General features: G+C 65.6%; 15 protein-coding genes. 9 read left to right on the top strand and 6 right to left on the bottom strand.

The features are described from left to right. Positions 1 to 18 precede the first annotated feature (18 nt). The 4 genes from O6X71_RS09200 (at position 19) to O6X71_RS09215 (ending at position 5,457) form a co-directional block, all read left to right on the top strand. On the top strand, positions 19 to 1,362 hold the full coding sequence (locus tag O6X71_RS09200) for a dicarboxylate/amino acid:cation symporter (protein ID WP_435368461.1): 1,344 nt from the start codon (positions 19 to 21) through the stop codon (positions 1,360 to 1,362). 51 nt (positions 1,363 to 1,413) lie between these two features. After that, positions 1,414 to 2,952 carry an alginate export family protein gene (locus tag O6X71_RS09205; RefSeq protein ID WP_353465594.1) on the top strand — a complete coding sequence of 513 codons (1,539 nt, stop codon included), beginning with the start codon at positions 1,414 to 1,416 and terminating at the stop codon, positions 2,950 to 2,952. 221 nt (positions 2,953 to 3,173) lie between these two features. Then, a complete protein-coding gene (locus O6X71_RS09210; RefSeq protein ID WP_353465877.1) occupies positions 3,174 to 4,370 on the top strand; it encodes an acyl-CoA dehydrogenase family protein in 1,197 nt (398 codons plus the stop codon). Between the two features lie 4 nt (positions 4,371 to 4,374). After that, complete coding sequence (locus O6X71_RS09215; RefSeq protein ID WP_353465595.1) at positions 4,375 to 5,457, top strand: acyl-CoA dehydrogenase family protein; 1,083 nt, start codon at positions 4,375 to 4,377, stop codon at positions 5,455 to 5,457. Positions 5,458 to 5,748: 291 nt separating this feature from the next. On the opposite strand, the gene O6X71_RS09220 is transcribed toward O6X71_RS09215, so the two are convergent. Beyond that, a complete protein-coding gene (locus O6X71_RS09220) occupies positions 5,749 to 6,117 on the bottom strand; it encodes a hypothetical protein (RefSeq protein ID WP_353465596.1) in 369 nt (122 codons plus the stop codon). Between the two features lie 53 nt (positions 6,118 to 6,170). Then, positions 6,171 to 7,088: a LysR family transcriptional regulator gene (locus O6X71_RS09225; protein WP_353465878.1), complete on the bottom strand. Its 918-nt coding sequence runs from the start codon at positions 7,086 to 7,088 to the stop codon at positions 6,171 to 6,173. Positions 7,089 to 7,195: 107 nt separating this feature from the next. On the opposite strand from O6X71_RS09225, the gene O6X71_RS09230 reads away from it, so the two are divergent. Further along, positions 7,196 to 8,722 carry a CoA-acylating methylmalonate-semialdehyde dehydrogenase gene (locus tag O6X71_RS09230; protein ID WP_353465597.1) on the top strand — a complete coding sequence of 509 codons (1,527 nt, stop codon included), beginning with the start codon at positions 7,196 to 7,198 and terminating at the stop codon, positions 8,720 to 8,722. A gap of 92 nt (positions 8,723 to 8,814) precedes the next feature. Here the strand turns inward: O6X71_RS09230 and O6X71_RS09235 are convergent, their stop codons facing one another. Continuing rightward, entirely contained in the window at positions 8,815 to 9,138 is a 324-nt protein-coding gene (locus O6X71_RS09235; protein WP_353465598.1) for a GIY-YIG nuclease family protein, read from the bottom strand. Between the two features lie 110 nt (positions 9,139 to 9,248). On the opposite strand from O6X71_RS09235, the gene O6X71_RS09240 reads away from it, so the two are divergent. The 4 genes from O6X71_RS09240 to mmsB all read left to right on the top strand — a co-directional run bounded on the left by O6X71_RS09240 (position 9,249) and on the right by mmsB (position 13,363). Then, the gene (locus O6X71_RS09240) at positions 9,249 to 10,394 is read left to right on the top strand and encodes an acyl-CoA dehydrogenase family protein (RefSeq protein ID WP_353465599.1); all 1,146 of its coding nucleotides are present in this window, start codon (positions 9,249 to 9,251) and stop codon (positions 10,392 to 10,394) included. A gap of 68 nt (positions 10,395 to 10,462) precedes the next feature. Further along, positions 10,463 to 11,506, top strand: coding sequence for an enoyl-CoA hydratase/isomerase family protein (locus O6X71_RS09245; protein WP_353465600.1), 1,044 nt, complete (start codon positions 10,463 to 10,465; stop codon positions 11,504 to 11,506). Positions 11,507 to 11,583: 77 nt separating this feature from the next. Beyond that, the gene (locus O6X71_RS09250) at positions 11,584 to 12,357 is read left to right on the top strand and encodes an enoyl-CoA hydratase (RefSeq protein WP_353465601.1); all 774 of its coding nucleotides are present in this window, start codon (positions 11,584 to 11,586) and stop codon (positions 12,355 to 12,357) included. Positions 12,358 to 12,487: 130 nt separating this feature from the next. Beyond that, on the top strand, positions 12,488 to 13,363 hold the full coding sequence (gene mmsB, locus O6X71_RS09255) for a 3-hydroxyisobutyrate dehydrogenase (RefSeq protein ID WP_353465602.1): 876 nt from the start codon (positions 12,488 to 12,490) through the stop codon (positions 13,361 to 13,363). Between the two features lie 3 nt (positions 13,364 to 13,366). On the opposite strand, the gene O6X71_RS09260 is transcribed toward mmsB, so the two are convergent. From O6X71_RS09260 to O6X71_RS09270, 3 genes are all read right to left on the bottom strand, one after another. Continuing rightward, positions 13,367 to 13,762, bottom strand: coding sequence for an MAPEG family protein (locus tag O6X71_RS09260; RefSeq protein WP_353465603.1), 396 nt, complete (start codon positions 13,760 to 13,762; stop codon positions 13,367 to 13,369). A 36-nt stretch (positions 13,763 to 13,798) separates the two neighbouring features. Then, a complete protein-coding gene (locus O6X71_RS09265) occupies positions 13,799 to 14,017 on the bottom strand; it encodes a hypothetical protein (RefSeq protein WP_353465604.1) in 219 nt (72 codons plus the stop codon). An 85-nt stretch (positions 14,018 to 14,102) separates the two neighbouring features. Next, the gene (locus O6X71_RS09270) at positions 14,103 to 15,476 is read right to left on the bottom strand and encodes an MATE family efflux transporter (protein ID WP_353465605.1); all 1,374 of its coding nucleotides are present in this window, start codon (positions 15,474 to 15,476) and stop codon (positions 14,103 to 14,105) included. Positions 15,477 to 15,566 lie beyond the last annotated feature (90 nt).

The raw sequence follows: 15,566 nt of genomic DNA on the forward strand, positions 1-15,566 counted from the left end.
CGAGGATAGCAGGAGGCGATGTTGACCCTACCCACCCAGACATATGGCGTCGCGGAAACGCCCGCGCGGAAGCGCTGGAGCGGCCAGCTCTATATCCAGGTCCTGATCGCGATCGCGCTCGGCGCGGCGCTCGGGCATTTCTATCCGGCGTACGGCGCGGCGCTGAAGCCGCTCGGCGATGCGTTCATCAAGCTGGTGAAGATGATCATCGCACCGGTGATCTTCCTGACGCTCGTTACCGGTATCGCCGGGATGAAGGAACTCGGCTCGGTCGGCCGCGTCGCGGGCAAGGCGTTCGCCTACTTCCTGTTCTTCTCGACGCTCGCGCTGATCGTCGGGTTGATCGTCGCCAACGTCGTCCAGCCGGGCGCGGGGATGAACATCGACGCCGCCACGCTCGATACCAAGGGCATCGCCGACTACACCGTGAAGGCGCATGAGACGACGATCACCGGGTTCCTGATGAGCATCATCCCGGACACGATGGTCAGCGCGTTCACCGAGGGCAACATCCTCCAGATCCTGCTCGTCGCGATCCTGTTCGGCATCTCGCTGAGCCTGGTCGGCGAGCCTGCCAAGCCGGTGCTGAACTTCCTCGAGCGCCTCAGCCTGATCGTGTTCAAGCTGGTCGGCATCCTGATGCGCGCGGCGCCGCTCGGCGCATTCGGTGCGATCGCGTTCACGATCGGCAAATACGGGATCGGCAGCCTTGCCAATCTCGGTGCGCTGGTCGCGACCTTCTATCTGACCGCGGCGCTGTTCGTGATCGTCATCCTTGGCACCGTCGCTCGGCTCACGGGCTTCTCGATCTTCAAGCTGATCAAGTATCTGAAGGCCGAACTGCTGCTGGTCCTCGGGACGTCGTCGTCGGAAGCCGCGCTGCCGAACCTGATCCAGAAGATGGAAGCGGCGGGCTGCGAGAAGTCGGTGGTCGGGCTGGTCGTGCCGACCGGTTATTCGTTCAACCTCGACGGCACCAACATCTACATGACGCTGGCGGCGCTGTTCATCGCGCAGGCGACGAATACGCATCTGACGCTCGGCCAGGAACTGTTGCTGCTCGTCGTGGCGATGATCTCTTCGAAGGGTGCGGCGGGCGTTACCGGCGCGGGCTTCATCACCTTGGCCGCAACGCTGTCGATCGTGCCGACGGTACCGATCGCGGGCATGGCGCTTATCCTCGGTGTCGATCGGTTTATGAGCGAGTGCCGCAGCCTCACCAACTTCATCGGCAACGCGGTCGCGACGATCGTCGTCGCCCGTTGGGAGGGTGCCCTCGACCGCGACAAGCTGAACGCGGCGCTGTCGGGCAAACTTCCTGATCTCGTGCCTGCTCCAATCGCAGCCGTTCCTGCCCACTGACGCGTACGGGGCCGGTTCGCCGGTCCCGCGTCCTGTACCGGATATTTGCTTATGACCTCGATGACGATCCGCCGCATGGCATATGCGGCCGGCTTTGCCGCGTCCGCGCTTTCGACCCTGGCCTTTTCGAGCGTGGCGATGGCGCAGGCCGAAGCGCCGCCCTCGCGACAGGCGAATGCCGGCGCCAAGGACGTGTCGAGCACTGCCGAGGCCTCGCCGATCGCCGAAAGCTATCCCAACGCCGCGATCGGCGACGGCGTGACGGCGGGCGGCTACAACCAGTCGCGTTGGGCAGAGGACTGGTCGAAGCTGCGCGATCCGAAGAAGCGCAAGGACATCGTCGACCAGCTGAAGTTCATCTCGATCGCGGGTGATGGCGACGTCTATCTGACGCTGTCGGGCGAGGCGCGGTTCCGCGTCAACGAGACGACCAACCCCAATCTGCGCGATGCCGAGGCACAGCGGCAGGACATCCTCCGCCTGTTCGGGGGCGCCGATCTGCATGTCGGTGAGCACCTTCGCTTCTACGGCGAACTAGCGCATGGCACGCTGGAGGGGCAGAATCTCGGCACCGCATTGCCGAACCTGCGCAATAAGCTGGCGGTGCAGCAGGCGTTCGTCGACCTGACCGGGACGGTCGCCGATGTCGATGTCGGCGTGCGCTATGGCCGCCAGACGTTTGCGGACGGTCCGAACCTGTTGGTCGTGCCGCGCGACAACAATACGCTGTTCTTCGGATTTAACGGCTTCCGCGCCTGGGCGCGCACCGCTGGTGTCCGTGCCGACGTGTTCGACTTCAAGCCGACTGCGTATGGCAATGGCGGTACTCAGGATGACAATGCGGAGAGCGCGCGGCGCTTCTCGGGCATCTCGACGGGCATCGTCGTGCCGGAGACGCTGTTCGGGGGCTCGAAGCTGTACGTCGATCCGTTCCTCTGGCGTCTGCGCAACCGCGCGGCGGTATGGGGCACGGACAATGCGCGCGAAGTCCGCAACTTCTATGGGCTCCACGTCTGGGGCGATGCGGGGCCGGTCAATCTCGACTGGACGATCAATTACCAGGGCGGGTCCTACGACAACCGCTCGATCAAGGCGTGGCTCCTGCTGCTCGCCCAGACTTACAAGATCGGTGACAGCAAGACCGCGCCGCGCGTCGGTTTCCACGCGGACTATGCGAGCGGCGGCGGCGCGTACGGTAACGGCACGCTGCGCAACTCGTTGGCGCCGTTCGGCAACAACATTTATTACAGCTATCAGCTGTTCGCGACGCCGACCAACCTGCTCGCGCTGGCGCCCAACGTGACCTTTACGCCGTTCGGCAAGCTGCGCATGACGGCCGAGTATCAGCGCTCGTGGCGCGATACGACGAGCGATGCGGTGTACCGTGCGAACGGCACGGCGTTTGCCGGCACGCAGAATTTCGGGGGCAAGAAGATCGCCGATACGCTGCGGTTCCAGGCGGTGTACCCGTTCACCTCGCGGCTGTCGTTCACCGGGCGGTACGAACATCTGATCGCGGGGCCTGCGCTGACGAATGCGGGGTATAAGAACTCCGACTTCCTCGCCGGCTGGATCAGCTACCGGTTCTGATCCGTTCCGTCATCCTGACGAAAGTCAGGATCCAGAGCCAGGACCGTTAGCGCCTGTTACCCTGGGTCCTGACTTTCGTCAGGATGACGAGTGGGCGGCGATACCGCCCAGATTAACCTGCGTCGTTCAGCACCGCGTTTTCTTCGTTTTCCACCATACCGGTCCTTCAATTCCAAGATCGACTGTGGCACACAGGCTCCAACATCAGGAGTCACATGGCCATGGATCTCAGCTTCACGCCCGAGGAAGAAGCCTTTCGCGACGAAGTCCGCGCATTCTTCCGCGCCAAACTGCCCGCCCGCCTCTCGACGCTGGTCCGCGAGGGCAAGCGGCTGCGCAAGTCGGACATGGAGGAATGGCACGCGATCCTCAACGAGCGCGGCTGGCTGGCGAACCACTGGCCCGAGCAATGGGGCGGCCCCGGCTGGAGCGTGATCCAGCGCTTTATTTTCGACAATGAATCCGCGCTTGCGCACGCGCCCCGCGTGGTCCCGTTCGGCGTCAACATGCTCGGTCCTGTGCTGATCAAATACGGCTCCGAAGAGCAGAAGAAGCAGTGGTTGCCGCGGATCCTCGACGGCTCCGACTGGTGGTGCCAGGGGTATTCGGAGCCGGGCGCGGGGTCCGATCTCGCCGGTCTCAAGACCACCGCCGTCAGGAAGGGCGACGTCTATGTCGTCAACGGCCAGAAGACCTGGACGACGCTCGGCCAGCATGCCGACATGATCTTCTGCCTCGTCCGCACCGACGCGACCGCAAAGAAGCAGGAGGGCATCTCGTTCCTGCTGATCGACATGAAGTCGCCCGGCATCGAGGTGCGCCCGATCACGCTGATCGACGGCGAGCAGGAGGTGAACGAGGTGTTCTTCACCGACGTCGAGGTGCCGGTGGCGAACCTCGTCGGTGAAGAGAATATGGGCTGGACCTACGCCAAGTACCTGCTGACCTACGAGCGGACCAACATCGCCGGCGTCGGTTTCTCGATCGCGTCGTTCGAGCGGCTGAAGGAAGTCGCGCAGATGCAGAAGAAGGGCGGGCGCTCGCTGGCGGACGATCCGCTGTTCGCGGCAAGGATGGCGCGGGTCGAGATCGATCTGGCCAACATGCAGACGACCAACCTTCGCGTGCTGGCGGCGGTCGCGGGTGGCGGTGCGCCCGGTGCGGAGAGTTCGATGCTCAAGATCAAGGGTACCGAGATCCGTCAGGAGATCACCTCGCTGACGCGTCGCGCCTATGGTTCGTACGCGGCACCCTACATACCCGAAGCTCTGGAGGCCGGCTGGAACGGCGAGGATGTAGGCCCGGAGGACGCCGCGATGGCGGCGCCGAGCTATTTCAACAACCGCAAACTGTCGATCTTCGGCGGGTCGAACGAGATCCAGAAGAACATCATCTCCAAAGCCATCCTGGGTCTGTGATACCATGAATTTCGAACACACCGACGACCGCCGCATGCTCGCCGACACGCTCGTGCGGGCGTTGCGCGACGGCTATCCGATCGAGACGCGCAACGCGGGTGCGTACGGCGAGGCGGGGTATGACCCGGCGGTCTGGCAGCAGTTGAGCGAACTCGGTATCGTGTCCGCGCTGTTCGACGAGGCGGCGGGCGGTTTCGGCGGCAGCGGGTTCGACATCATGGTGGTGTTCGAGGCGCTCGGCCGCGCACTCGTGGTCGAGCCGTTCCTGGGCGCGCTGATGGCAGGGCGTGCGCTGGCGAAGGCTGGGGGGCATGACGAAACGCTTGCCGGGATCGTGTCGGGCGAAACGATCGCCGCGTTCGCGCATGATGACGGCGCGACGCCGGTGACCGCGACGAAGAGCGGCGATGGCTGGACGCTCAGTGGGACGAAGGCTGTCGTTTCGCAGGCGGGTGCGGCATCCGTGTTCGTCGTGACGGTGGAGCAGGATGGCGACCCGCTCGTGCTGCTCGTGCCGGCGGATACGGCCGGGGTGTCGGTCCGCAGCTTCAATGTCGTCGAGGGCGGCGCTGCTGGTGACGTGACGTTCGACAACGTGACCCTCGGCGCCGACGCGCGTGTCGGCGGCGAGGGGCAGGGGCAGGCGATCGTCGATGCGGCGGTCGGGGCCGGGTTGCTCGCGCTGTCGGCCGAGGCGGTCGGCGCGATGGAGTTCGTCAAGGAAGCGACGCTCGGCTACCTCCGCGACCGCAAGCAGTTCGGCGTGCCGATCGGCAAGTTCCAGGCGCTCCAGCACCGCATGGCGACGGTGTTGCTCGAGATCGAGCAGGCGCACTCCGCGGTGATCAACGCGGCGTCGGCGTTCGACGGCGACGATGCGAAGGCGCGCGAGCGGGCGTTGTCTGCGGCGAAATACACGATCGGGCGGACTGGCGCGCTGGTCGCGGAAGAGACGATCCAGCTTCACGGCGGGATCGGCATGACGTGGGAATACGCGGTGTCGCACTACGCCAAGCGGCTGGTGATGATCGATCACCAGCTGGGCGATGAGGACTATCACCTGCAACGGTATGTGGCTTTGGGCTGAGCGGGTTCGAAGCGTGGCCAAGCCGCAGGTGGGCTATATCAGCTGACCTAGGTTGGTTGAGCTAAGGTCGGCTCCGACTACACCGCGTTCCCCTCCCTGAAAGGGAGGGGCTAGGGGTGGGTAGGCTGCTTGGGATACTCGGCGCCAGCCAACCGGCCGACCCACCCCCAACCCCTCCCATCCAGGGAGGGGGGAGGTTCGTGCTGCTCCCGGTCGGTTCGCTTTCTACCGGGACAACATGAGCCGACCCGGTCTTGGCCGCTCATCCCCCCTTCCAGCAAGAGGAGTGCGTCAGGGCTGGGTCTCGGTTTCGGTTAAATCTCGCTCCGCGAAATCCCGCTCGATCGTCGTGCGCGACCGGATCATCGGCCGCAAGCGTACCCCAAGGCAGATCACCGTCGGCCACAACAGCGTGTTGACGATATCCAGCGAGGTATCCTCCCACCGCCACGAGCCGAAGTTCAGCCGGTCCATGATCTCGTTGAACGCCTCGCCTGCCGCGACGACGTACCAAGGAATGAACGTCCCGAACGAACGCCGCGTGATCAGTCGCGCGATCATCAGCAGCGCCATGCCGGCGTGGATGTGGAGGATGATATCGGGGAGGCCGGTGCCATCGCCGATCGCGTCGATCATCTGGTGATAGAGTTTGGGGATCAACGCGCTGCTCCAGGCCCGGCGATGCTGCCATGCAACATCGATCTATACGGGCGTCACTCGGGGGCGGCAATTGGTGGGGACGACACGCCCATCATCAGCGGCTTCAGGTCGCCGATGGTCGAGTCCAGCCAAGCGATGAACCGGTCGATCCGCGCGATCCGGCGGACGTCGCGGTGGACGACCAGCCAGAACGAGCGCTGGATGTCGACCGCCTGGGGCAACACGCGCACTAGCCCCGGTACGCGGTCACCAATGAAGCACGGGAGTATTCCGCAGCCCGCGCCCGCGGCGATCAGCTCGGCCTGCGCGACGATGCTCGAACTGCGGATCGACGCGTCGAGCCGACCGTCGATCTCCGCGAGATAGCGGAGTTCCGGCGCGTAGATCATGTCCGGCACGTACCCGATAAGCCGGTGCCGCATCAGGTCTGCGGTCGTCGCGATCGGTCCCGTCCGCGCGAGGTGATCCGAATGCGCGTAGAGGCCGAGGTGATAGTCCGTCAGCTTTCGCGCGACCAACGGCCCACTCTTCGGACGCGCTAGCATCACCGCGATATCCGCCTCTCGCCGTGAGGGGTTTAGGAAACCGGTCGACGCGATCAGGTCTATCGCGATCCGCGGATGCTGGTTGGTGAACGACGCGAGGCGCGGCGCGAGGATGCGGCTGCCGAAGCCTTCCGAGACGCTCAACCGGATCGGCCCCGCGAGCACGCCCGCGTCATTGCCGACGACTTCCTGGATGCCGAGCGCGGACGCCTCCATCGTCTCGGCATGGTCGAGCAATGCCGCGCCGCGCTCGGTCAGCGCGTAGCCGGCCACGGTCTGTTCGAACAACGTCGTCTGGAGTCGCCGCTCGAGCCGTTGCAGCCGCCGCGAGACCGTCGTCGCGTCCTGTCCCAGCAGTTTTGCGGCAGGCCCAAGCCGGTGCGTGCGCGCCAAAGCGAGGAAATACCGGACGTCGTCCCAATCCATGAACGCCTCACCCCATGCTGCACATTTGCAGAGCGTATCTGCAAACAGCCCCACTTGGCTGCGAAACGCTTATGGCGGACGATGCGGCCAACTAGAAGAGGATGCCCATGCGGACGATCGAGAATTTCGTGAGCGGTGCGGCCAGCACGGCCGAGCGCTTCGGCGACGTGTTCAACCCGAATTCGGGCGAGGTGCAGGCGCGCGTGCGGCTGTCGGGCGCGACCGATCTGGACCGTGCGGTCGCCGCGGCGCAGAAGGCGCAGCCGGGCTGGGCTGCGACCAACCCGCAGCGTCGCGCCCGCGTGATGTTCGAGTTCAAGCGGCTCGTCGAGGCGAACATGGACGAACTGGCGCGGCTGCTGTCGTCCGAGCACGGCAAGGTGATCGCGGATTCGAAGGGCGATATCCAGCGCGGGCTCGAGGTGATCGAGTTCTGCTGCGGGATCCCGCACATCCTCAAGGGCGAGTACACGCAGGGCGCCGGGCCGGGGATCGACGTCTATTCGATGCGCCAGCCGCTCGGTATCGGTGCGGGTATCACGCCGTTCAATTTCCCGGCGATGATCCCGCTGTGGATGTCTGGCGTCGCGATCGCCACGGGTAACGCGTTCATCCTCAAGCCTAGCGAGCGCGATCCGTCGGTGCCGGTGCGGCTCGGCGAATTGTTCGTCGAGGCGGGGCTGCCCGAGGGCATCTTCCAGGTCGTCCACGGCGACAAGGAAATGGTCGACGCGATCCTCGATCACCCGGCGATCTCGGCGGTGAGCTTCGTCGGGTCGTCCGACATCGCGCATTACGTGTACCGTCGCGGCGTCGAAGCGGGCAAGCGCGTCCAGGCGATGGGCGGCGCGAAGAACCACGGCATCGTCATGCCCGACGCGGACCTCGACCAGGTCGTGGCCGACCTGTCGGGCGCGGCATTCGGCTCGGCGGGCGAGCGTTGCATGGCGCTGCCGGTGGTGGTGCCGGTTGGCGAGAAGACCGCCATCGCCCTGCGCGAGAAGCTGATCCCGGCGATCGCTGCACTGCGCGTCGGCGTGTCGACCGACAACGACGCGCATTACGGCCCGGTAGTGAATGCGGCCCACCGCAGCCGAATCGAGAGCTGGATCCAGACCGGCGTCGACGAGGGCGCGGAACTGGTGGTCGATGGCCGGGGGTTTGCGTTGCAGGGTCATGAGAAGGGCTTCTTCATCGGGCCGTCGCTGTTCGATCACGTGACGACGGAGATGTCGGCGTACAAGGAGGAGATCTTCGGCCCCGTCCTCCAGATCGTCCGCGCCGCCGATTTCGAGGAGGCGGTGCGCCTGCCGAGCGAGCATCAATACGGCAACGGCGTCGCGATCTTCACGCGCAACGGCCACGCGGCGCGCGAGTTCGCGGCGCGGGTGAACGTCGGGATGGTGGGCATCAACGTGCCGATCCCGGTGCCGGTCGCGTATCATACGTTCGGCGGATGGAAGCGCTCGGCGTTCGGCGATACCAACCAGCACGGCATGGAGGGCGTGAAGTTCTGGACCAAGGTCAAGACGATCACGCAGCGCTGGCCGGACGGCTCCGCGCTGCCGGCGATGGCCGAGGATGGTGGGCCTGCGCGGAATAACGATGCGTTCGTCATTCCGACGATGGGGTGAGGGATGCTGCCCTCTCATCCCGTCATCCTGGACTTGATCCAGGATCCAGAGTTACGAAGCGCGACGCTCTTTGCTCTGGATCCTGACTTTCGTCAGGATGACGGGCGGTGGTTGGGTAAGGGGTCGAAGCCCCAATCCTCTGCCAGGTCGCGCCACGTCGGGTTATCCGTTTCAATCAATTCGATTTTCCACGAGCGCTTCCAGACCTTGAGCTGTTTCTCGCGCGTGATCGCCGCCTCCATCGTGTCCGCCATCGCGAACCACACCAGCCGGTTGACCGCGTATCGTTTTGAGAAGCCATCGAATGCGCCCTCGCGATGCTGAACGATCCGCGCCATCAGGTCGGACGTCACGCCGATGTAGAGCGTTCCGTTGCGCCAGCTCGCCATGATATAGACCGCGGGTTGCCTAGCCACATCATCCCCCCAAGTCGTCATCCTGACGAAAGTCAGGATCCAGAGCCACCAGTTTCGGCGTTCCTGGCTCTGGATGCTGGGTCGAGCCCAGCATGATGGAAGAGAGACCTATGACCAACCAGTTCGACCTCACCGACGACCAGCGCGAAATCCAGGAACTCGCGCGCCGGTTCACCGCCGACCGGATCACCCCGCATGCGGCCGAGTGGGACGAGAAGCACATCTTTCCGCGTGAGACGATCAAGGCCGCGGCCGAGCTCGGCTTTGCGGCGATCTACGTCAGCGAGGAGAGCGGCGGGATCGCGCTCGGGCGGCTCGAGGCGGCGCTGATCATGGAGGCGATGTCGTACGGCTGCCCGTCGACGTCGGCGTTCATCAGTATCCACAACATGGCTGCGTGGATGATCGACCGGTTCGGATCGGCTGCGGTGAAGGACAAGTACCTCCCCAGCATGGTGACGATGGACCGGCTGGGCAGCTATTGCCTGACCGAGCCTGGGTCGGGTTCCGACGCGGCGGCTCTGAAGACGCGCGCGGTTCGCGACGGTGACGACTGGATCGTGACGGGCTCGAAGCAGTTCATCTCGGGTGCGGGCGAGAACGAGGTGTATGTGACGATGGTCCGCACCGGTGAGGACGGGCCGAAGGGCATCTCGTGTCTGGTGATCGAGAAGGACATGCCGGGCGTGTCGTTCGGCGCGAACGAGAAGAAGCTCGGCTGGCATTCGCAGCCGACGCGGCAGGTGATCTTCGACAGCGTTCGCGTGCCGGCGGCGAACATGGTCGGCGGCGAGGGCGAGGGCTTTCGGATCGCGATGATGGGGCTCGACGGTGGACGGCTGAACATCGGTGCGTGCTCGCTGGGGGGCGCGCAGCGGTGTCTCGACGAGGCGATTGCTTATACCAAGGACCGGAAACAGTTCGGCAAGGCGATCGCGGACTTCCAGAACACGCAGTTCATGCTGGCCGACATGGCGACCGAATTGGAGGCCGCGCGCGCGCTGCTCTACATCGCGGCGGCGAAGGTGACGGCGAACGCGCCCGACAAGACCAAGTTCGCGGCGATGGCGAAGCGGCTGGCGACGGATACCGGCTCGTCGGTGGTCGATCGCGCGCTGCAACTGCATGGCGGGTACGGGTATCTGCAGGACTATCCGATCGAACGTTTCTGGCGTGATCTGCGCGTGCATTCGATCCTGGAGGGCACGAACCAAGTGATGCGGATGATCGTCGGTCGCGAGTTGACGCGGCAATAGCATGTTCTCCCGCGAAGGCGGGAGTCCAGTCTGGGCTCCCGCCTTCGCGGGAGAACAAGGAAGAGCGAATGACCGAAGACCTGATAACCACCGTTGAGGGCCCGATTGGCCGGATACGGCTCAACCGCCCGAAGGCATTGCACGCGTTGAATCTGGCGATGTGCGAAGGCGTGCTCGAGGCACTGGAAGCTTGGCGTGGCGATGCGGCGGTTGAGGCGATCGTGGTCGATCATGCCGAAGGGCGTGGTTTTTGCGCGGGCGGGGATATCCGCATGCTTGCAGCCTCGGGCGCGACCGATGGCGTCGAGGCGCGGGCGTTCTTTCATGCCGAGTACCGGATGAACCATCGGCTGTTCACCTATACCAAACCGATCGTCGCGTTCATGGACGGGATCACGATGGGTGGCGGCGTCGGCCTTGCACTGCCGTGCCGGTTCCGAGTCGCGACGGAGAACACCAAGTTCGCGATGCCGGAGACGGGGATCGGGTTGTTCCCGGATGTCGGCGGTGGCTGGTATCTGTCGCGATTGCCGGGGCGGATCGGGCAGTATCTGGCGCTGACCGGGCACCGGCTCGACGGCGCGGAGTGCCTCGCGCTCGGGTTGGCGACGCATTTTCTCGCGAGCGATACGCTTGATACGGCCAAAGCGCGGATTGCGGAGACCCCGCAGGATGTCGCTGGCGTTCTGGACGCGTTGGCGACGGCGGCCCCCGACGCGAAAATCTTGGCTCGCAAAGACGAGATCGACCGGCTGTTCGCGTCGGACGTGCTGGAGGAGATCTATGACGCGCTCGACGCCGATGGTGGGGAGTGGGCGACTCAGATGCTCGCGACGTTGAAGACCAAGTCGCCGCAGACGATGAAGGTGTCGCTCCGCCTGCTCCACGAGGGTGCGGCGATGGCGAGTTTTGCGGACGAGATGCGGCAGGAATATGCGGTCGGCGCGCATGTCGTGCAGCGGCATGACTTTATCGAGGGCGTGCGGGCGGTGATCGTCGACAAGGACAATGCGCCGCGCTGGGATCCGGCGACGCCCGAGGATGTGACCGATCATGTGATCGACCAGATCTTCGCGCCGTTGCCGGAGGACGAGGCGTGGACGCCGGACTGATCCGCCTAAATGTTCTCCCGCGAAGGCGGGAGCCCAGACTGGGTCCCCGCCGTCGCGGGGATACAAGGAGTAAGTGAATGACCTACGAAACGATCCTGGTCGAGCAGCGCGGTGGCGTCACGCTCGTCACGCTGAACCGCCCGCAGGCGCTGAACGCGCTCAATTCACAGGTGCTCGCCGACCTGATCGCCGCGTTCGCCGTGTTCGATGCGGATGCGTCGCAGGGGTGCGCGGTGCTGACCGGCTCGGCCAAGGCGTTCGCGGCGGGGGCGGATATTAAGGAGATGCAGTCGCAGGGCTTTGCCGAGATGTACGCGAGCAACTTCTTCGCCGGGTGGGAGCATTTCACACGGACGCGGAAACCGATCATCGCGGCGGTTGCTGGCTATGCGCTCGGGGGCGGGTGCGAGCTGGCGATGATGTGCGACTTCATCCTCGCCGCGGATACCGCCAAGTTCGGCCAGCCGGAGATCAAGCTGGCGGTGTCGCCGGGGATGGGCGGATCGCAGCGGCTCACGCGCGCGGTCGGCAAGGCCAAGGCGATGGAGATGTGCCTGACCGGGCGGATGATGGATGCCGAGGAAGCGGAGCGCGCGGGGCTGGTCTCGCGGATCGTGCCGGCGGACGAGCTGGTCGAGGAGGCGGTGAAGACCGCGACCACGATCGCCGCGATGGCGCCGCTGGCGGTGCTGGCGAACAAGGAAATGGTCAACGCGGCGTTCGAGACCGGGCTCGCGATGGGCGTCCAGTTCGAGCGGCGGCTGTTCCACGGGCTGTTCGGGACCGCGGACCAGAGCGAGGGCATGGCCGCGTTCGTCGAGAAGCGCGCCGGGACCTGGACGGGGAAATGATCTGCTCCCCCTCCCGCGCGCGGGAGGGGGCCGGGGGGTGGGCTCCCGGTCGGCGACGTGGTGCAACATAACAGGCCGGGCGCCCACCCCCGGCCCCTCCCGCATACGGGAGGGGAGACAGGAGCAGGCAATGGCACGGATCGGTTTCATCGGGCTCGGCAACATGGGCGGCGGGATGGCGGCGAACCTCGCGAAGAAGGGCCACGACGTCCGCGCGTTCGATCTGAGCGTCGACGCGCTGGACAAGGCGAAGGCCGCAGGCTGCCTGCCGGTCGCGTCCGCTGCCGAAGCTGCAGACGGTGCCGAGGCGATCGTGACGATGCTCCCCGCCGGCAAGCATGTCGCCGAGGTCTATGACGGGTTGTTCGGCGTCGCGTCGCCGTCCGCGATCCTGATCGACTGCTCGACGATCGACGTCGCCACCGCCAAGGAAGTCGCCGCCGCCGCGCAGGCCAAGGGGGTGGTCGCGGTCGACGCGCCGGTGTCGGGCGGGATCGGCGCGGCGAACGCGGGGACGCTCACCTTCATGGTTGGCGGCTCTGCCGAAGCGTTCGACCGGGCGCGCGTCATCCTCGCCGACATGGGCAAGGCGGTGATCCACGCCGGCGCGAACGGCGCGGGGCAGGCGGCGAAGATCTGCAACAACATGATCCTCGGCGCGACGATGATCGCGACTTGCGAGGCGTTCGTGCTGGCGGAGAAGCTCGGGCTCGATGCGCAGGCGTTCTACGACATCGCCAGCGTGTCGTCGGGGCAGAGCTGGTCGATGACCACCTATGCACCGCTCCCCGGCATCGGCCCCGATACGCCCGCCGATCATGACTATCAGGGCGGTTTCGCGGCGGCGCTTATGCTCAAGGACCTGCGGCTTGCGATGGCCTCGGCAAAGGACACCGGTGCCGATACGCCGATGGGCGCTAAAGCTGCCGAGCGTTACGAGGCGTTCGCCGAGGCCGGGCAGGGTGGGCTCGACTTCTCGGCGATCATTCGCACGCTGCGCAACTAGGCCTTAGAGGAAGCGGATCAGCATCAGCAGCAGGCCGAGGATCGACACCGTCCAACACAGGCTGCGGACATATTTGATGCCGAACAGGTACAGCGGAATGTAGGCGATCCGCGCGCCGAACCAGAGCCATGCGCCGATCGCACCAAGCCCGCCAGTGCGATTGGTGACCGCCAGCCCCAGCGCGAGTGCGATGAAGACGGGATAGGTTTCCTGGAAGTTCTTGAGCGCGCGTTCGGCGCGGCCGGCCATCTCGCCCAAGGGCTTCTGCTCGCCGTCGCGCGGACCCGCGTTCCAGTCGAGCCCGCGGTCGCGCGTCGCGGTCTGCCCCTGGATCATGACGTACGCGAACAGCAAGACTGTCGACCAGCCTAGAAGAAGCATTTCAGTAGGCAGCGTCATGATTGATCTCCGCAGGGCAGCGGATCTCGAACGCCGCTACGCGCTCAAGGTTACGCCCTGTTGCAGAGGAATAGCCACCTGCTGGGCATCGCGGGCACGGTGGAACGCCCGGTCTGCTTCGTCGATCGCGCCGAGCAACGCGCCGAAGCACGGCATCTCGTCGATCGGATAAACGCGCGACAGGTCATGGCCGAGCGCAAAAACGTCGCGCTGCGTGAGCAAACCGATCGCGACGATGCGGTCTTGATCAGGCATATGTCAGGCTCCGGTTGTGTAACACACGTTAACACACTGGAGCGGTTATGTATCATTCTTGTCGGACAAAGAGACCAAGCGAGCCTTAGCCGAGGCCAAGCCGTTCGCGCGCCTGCCAACGGGCGATCATCAGAACCGATACGACTGCCAATCCGGTCGCGAGCCCTGTCCAGATGCCGACCCCGCCCCAGTCGCGGCCGAACGCGAGCCACGCACCCACGCCGATTCCTATGCCCCAATAACCGATCGCGGCGAACAGCATTGGCACCTTGGTATCGCCCAGCCCGCGCAACATGCCTGCGCCGATCACCTGCGCGCCGTCGACCACTTGGAACACCGCGGCGACCGCGAGCAGCGAGATCGCGAGCGCGACGACCGGCGCGTTGGCAGGCGCATCGACGTCGAGGATGATGCCGATCAGCAACTGTGGGGCGAGGATCAGCAGCGCGGCGGTCAGCACCATGAAGCTCTCGCCGATCGCGAACGCCGCCCAACCTGCGCGCCCTATGCCAGCACGGTCGCCACGCCCTGACGCCAGGCCGACGCGGATCGTCGCCGCCTGCGCGATGCCGAGCGGGACCATGAAGGTGACGCTGGCGATCTGGATCGCGATGGCGTGCGCGGCGAGCGGCACGGTGCCGAGCAGCCCCATGAGGAACACCGCAGCGATAAACACGGTGGATTCGAACCCCAGCGTGATCGCGATCGGCAGGCCAAGCTTCCAGACCGCGCGGTATCGTGGCCAGTCGGCACGCCAGAACCGGCCGAGCAGGCGATAGCGACGGAACGGCCTGGCATAGACGATGACGGCGGCCATCGCGACGAAGCTGAGGCCGTTGGCGATGCTGCTCGCCATCCCCGAACCGAGCAGGCCGAGCGCGGGGAGGCCGGCGTGGCCGAAGATCAGCAGCCAGTTGAGCCCCGCGTTGACGACCAGCAGCCCGACCATCACCACCAGCGACCAGGCGGGTTTCTCGAGTGCGGCGACGAACGCTCGGAGCACGAGGAAGCAGAGGCTGGGCAGCATTCCCCACATCACCGCGCGGACGAAGCGTGCCGCCTCGTGTGCTAGCACCGGGTCCTGGTCGAGCAGGTGGACTAGGATCGGTTCGGCGTTCCACAGGATGATCCACGAGGGCAGGCAGAGCGTTGCGGCGACCCAGATCGTCTGGCGCACGGTCCGCCGGATATCGCGCACCGCATGCGGCCGCGCGCCGCGCTCGCGCGCGATCATCGGGACGGCGGCGGTGGTGAGGCCCATGCCGAAGATCAGGAAGACGAGGTAGAGGTTGAGGCCGAGCGTCGCCGCCGCCAGCGTGTCGGAGCCGAGTCGCCCCAGCATCGCCACGTCGGTCGCGCCGACCAGCGCCTGCGCGAGATTGGTCGCGACCAGTGGCCAGGCGAGTTTCAGCGTGGCGGCGAACTCGGTGCGCCAGGGGCGGGGCGGGGTGGACGTCATGCGCTGGGTTTAGCCGGGTTGCGCGGCTTGTCGATCGCTCCCGTCGATCCTCGCTTGTTAGGCAGGCGCGTCAGGTGACGGAGGGTGAAA

Origin of the sequence: Sphingomonas faeni, assembly GCF_040407505.1 — a bacterium.
Classification (GTDB): domain Bacteria; phylum Pseudomonadota; class Alphaproteobacteria; order Sphingomonadales; family Sphingomonadaceae; genus Sphingomonas; species Sphingomonas faeni_E.

Bases quoted from the DNA above. Each gene is read 5' to 3' on its own strand.
- O6X71_RS09200 (WP_435368461.1), top strand. From the start codon at position 19: ATGTTGACCCTACCCACCCAGACATATGGCGTCGCGGAAACGCCCGCG.
- O6X71_RS09205 (WP_353465594.1), top strand. From the start codon at position 1,414: ATGACCTCGATGACGATCCGCCGCATGGCATATGCGGCCGGCTTTGCC.
- O6X71_RS09210 (WP_353465877.1), top strand. From the start codon at position 3,174: ATGGATCTCAGCTTCACGCCCGAGGAAGAAGCCTTTCGCGACGAAGTC.
- O6X71_RS09215 (WP_353465595.1), top strand. From the start codon at position 4,375: ATGAATTTCGAACACACCGACGACCGCCGCATGCTCGCCGACACGCTC.
- O6X71_RS09225 (WP_353465878.1), bottom strand. From the start codon at position 7,088: ATGGATTGGGACGACGTCCGGTATTTCCTCGCTTTGGCGCGCACGCAC.
- O6X71_RS09230 (WP_353465597.1), top strand. From the start codon at position 7,196: ATGCGGACGATCGAGAATTTCGTGAGCGGTGCGGCCAGCACGGCCGAG.
- O6X71_RS09240 (WP_353465599.1), top strand. From the start codon at position 9,249: ATGACCAACCAGTTCGACCTCACCGACGACCAGCGCGAAATCCAGGAA.
- O6X71_RS09245 (WP_353465600.1), top strand. From the start codon at position 10,463: ATGACCGAAGACCTGATAACCACCGTTGAGGGCCCGATTGGCCGGATA.
- O6X71_RS09250 (WP_353465601.1), top strand. From the start codon at position 11,584: ATGACCTACGAAACGATCCTGGTCGAGCAGCGCGGTGGCGTCACGCTC.
- mmsB (WP_353465602.1), top strand. From the start codon at position 12,488: ATGGCACGGATCGGTTTCATCGGGCTCGGCAACATGGGCGGCGGGATG.
- O6X71_RS09260 (WP_353465603.1), bottom strand. From the start codon at position 13,762: ATGACGCTGCCTACTGAAATGCTTCTTCTAGGCTGGTCGACAGTCTTG.
- O6X71_RS09265 (WP_353465604.1), bottom strand. From the start codon at position 14,017: ATGCCTGATCAAGACCGCATCGTCGCGATCGGTTTGCTCACGCAGCGC.
- O6X71_RS09270 (WP_353465605.1), bottom strand. From the start codon at position 15,476: ATGACGTCCACCCCGCCCCGCCCCTGGCGCACCGAGTTCGCCGCCACG.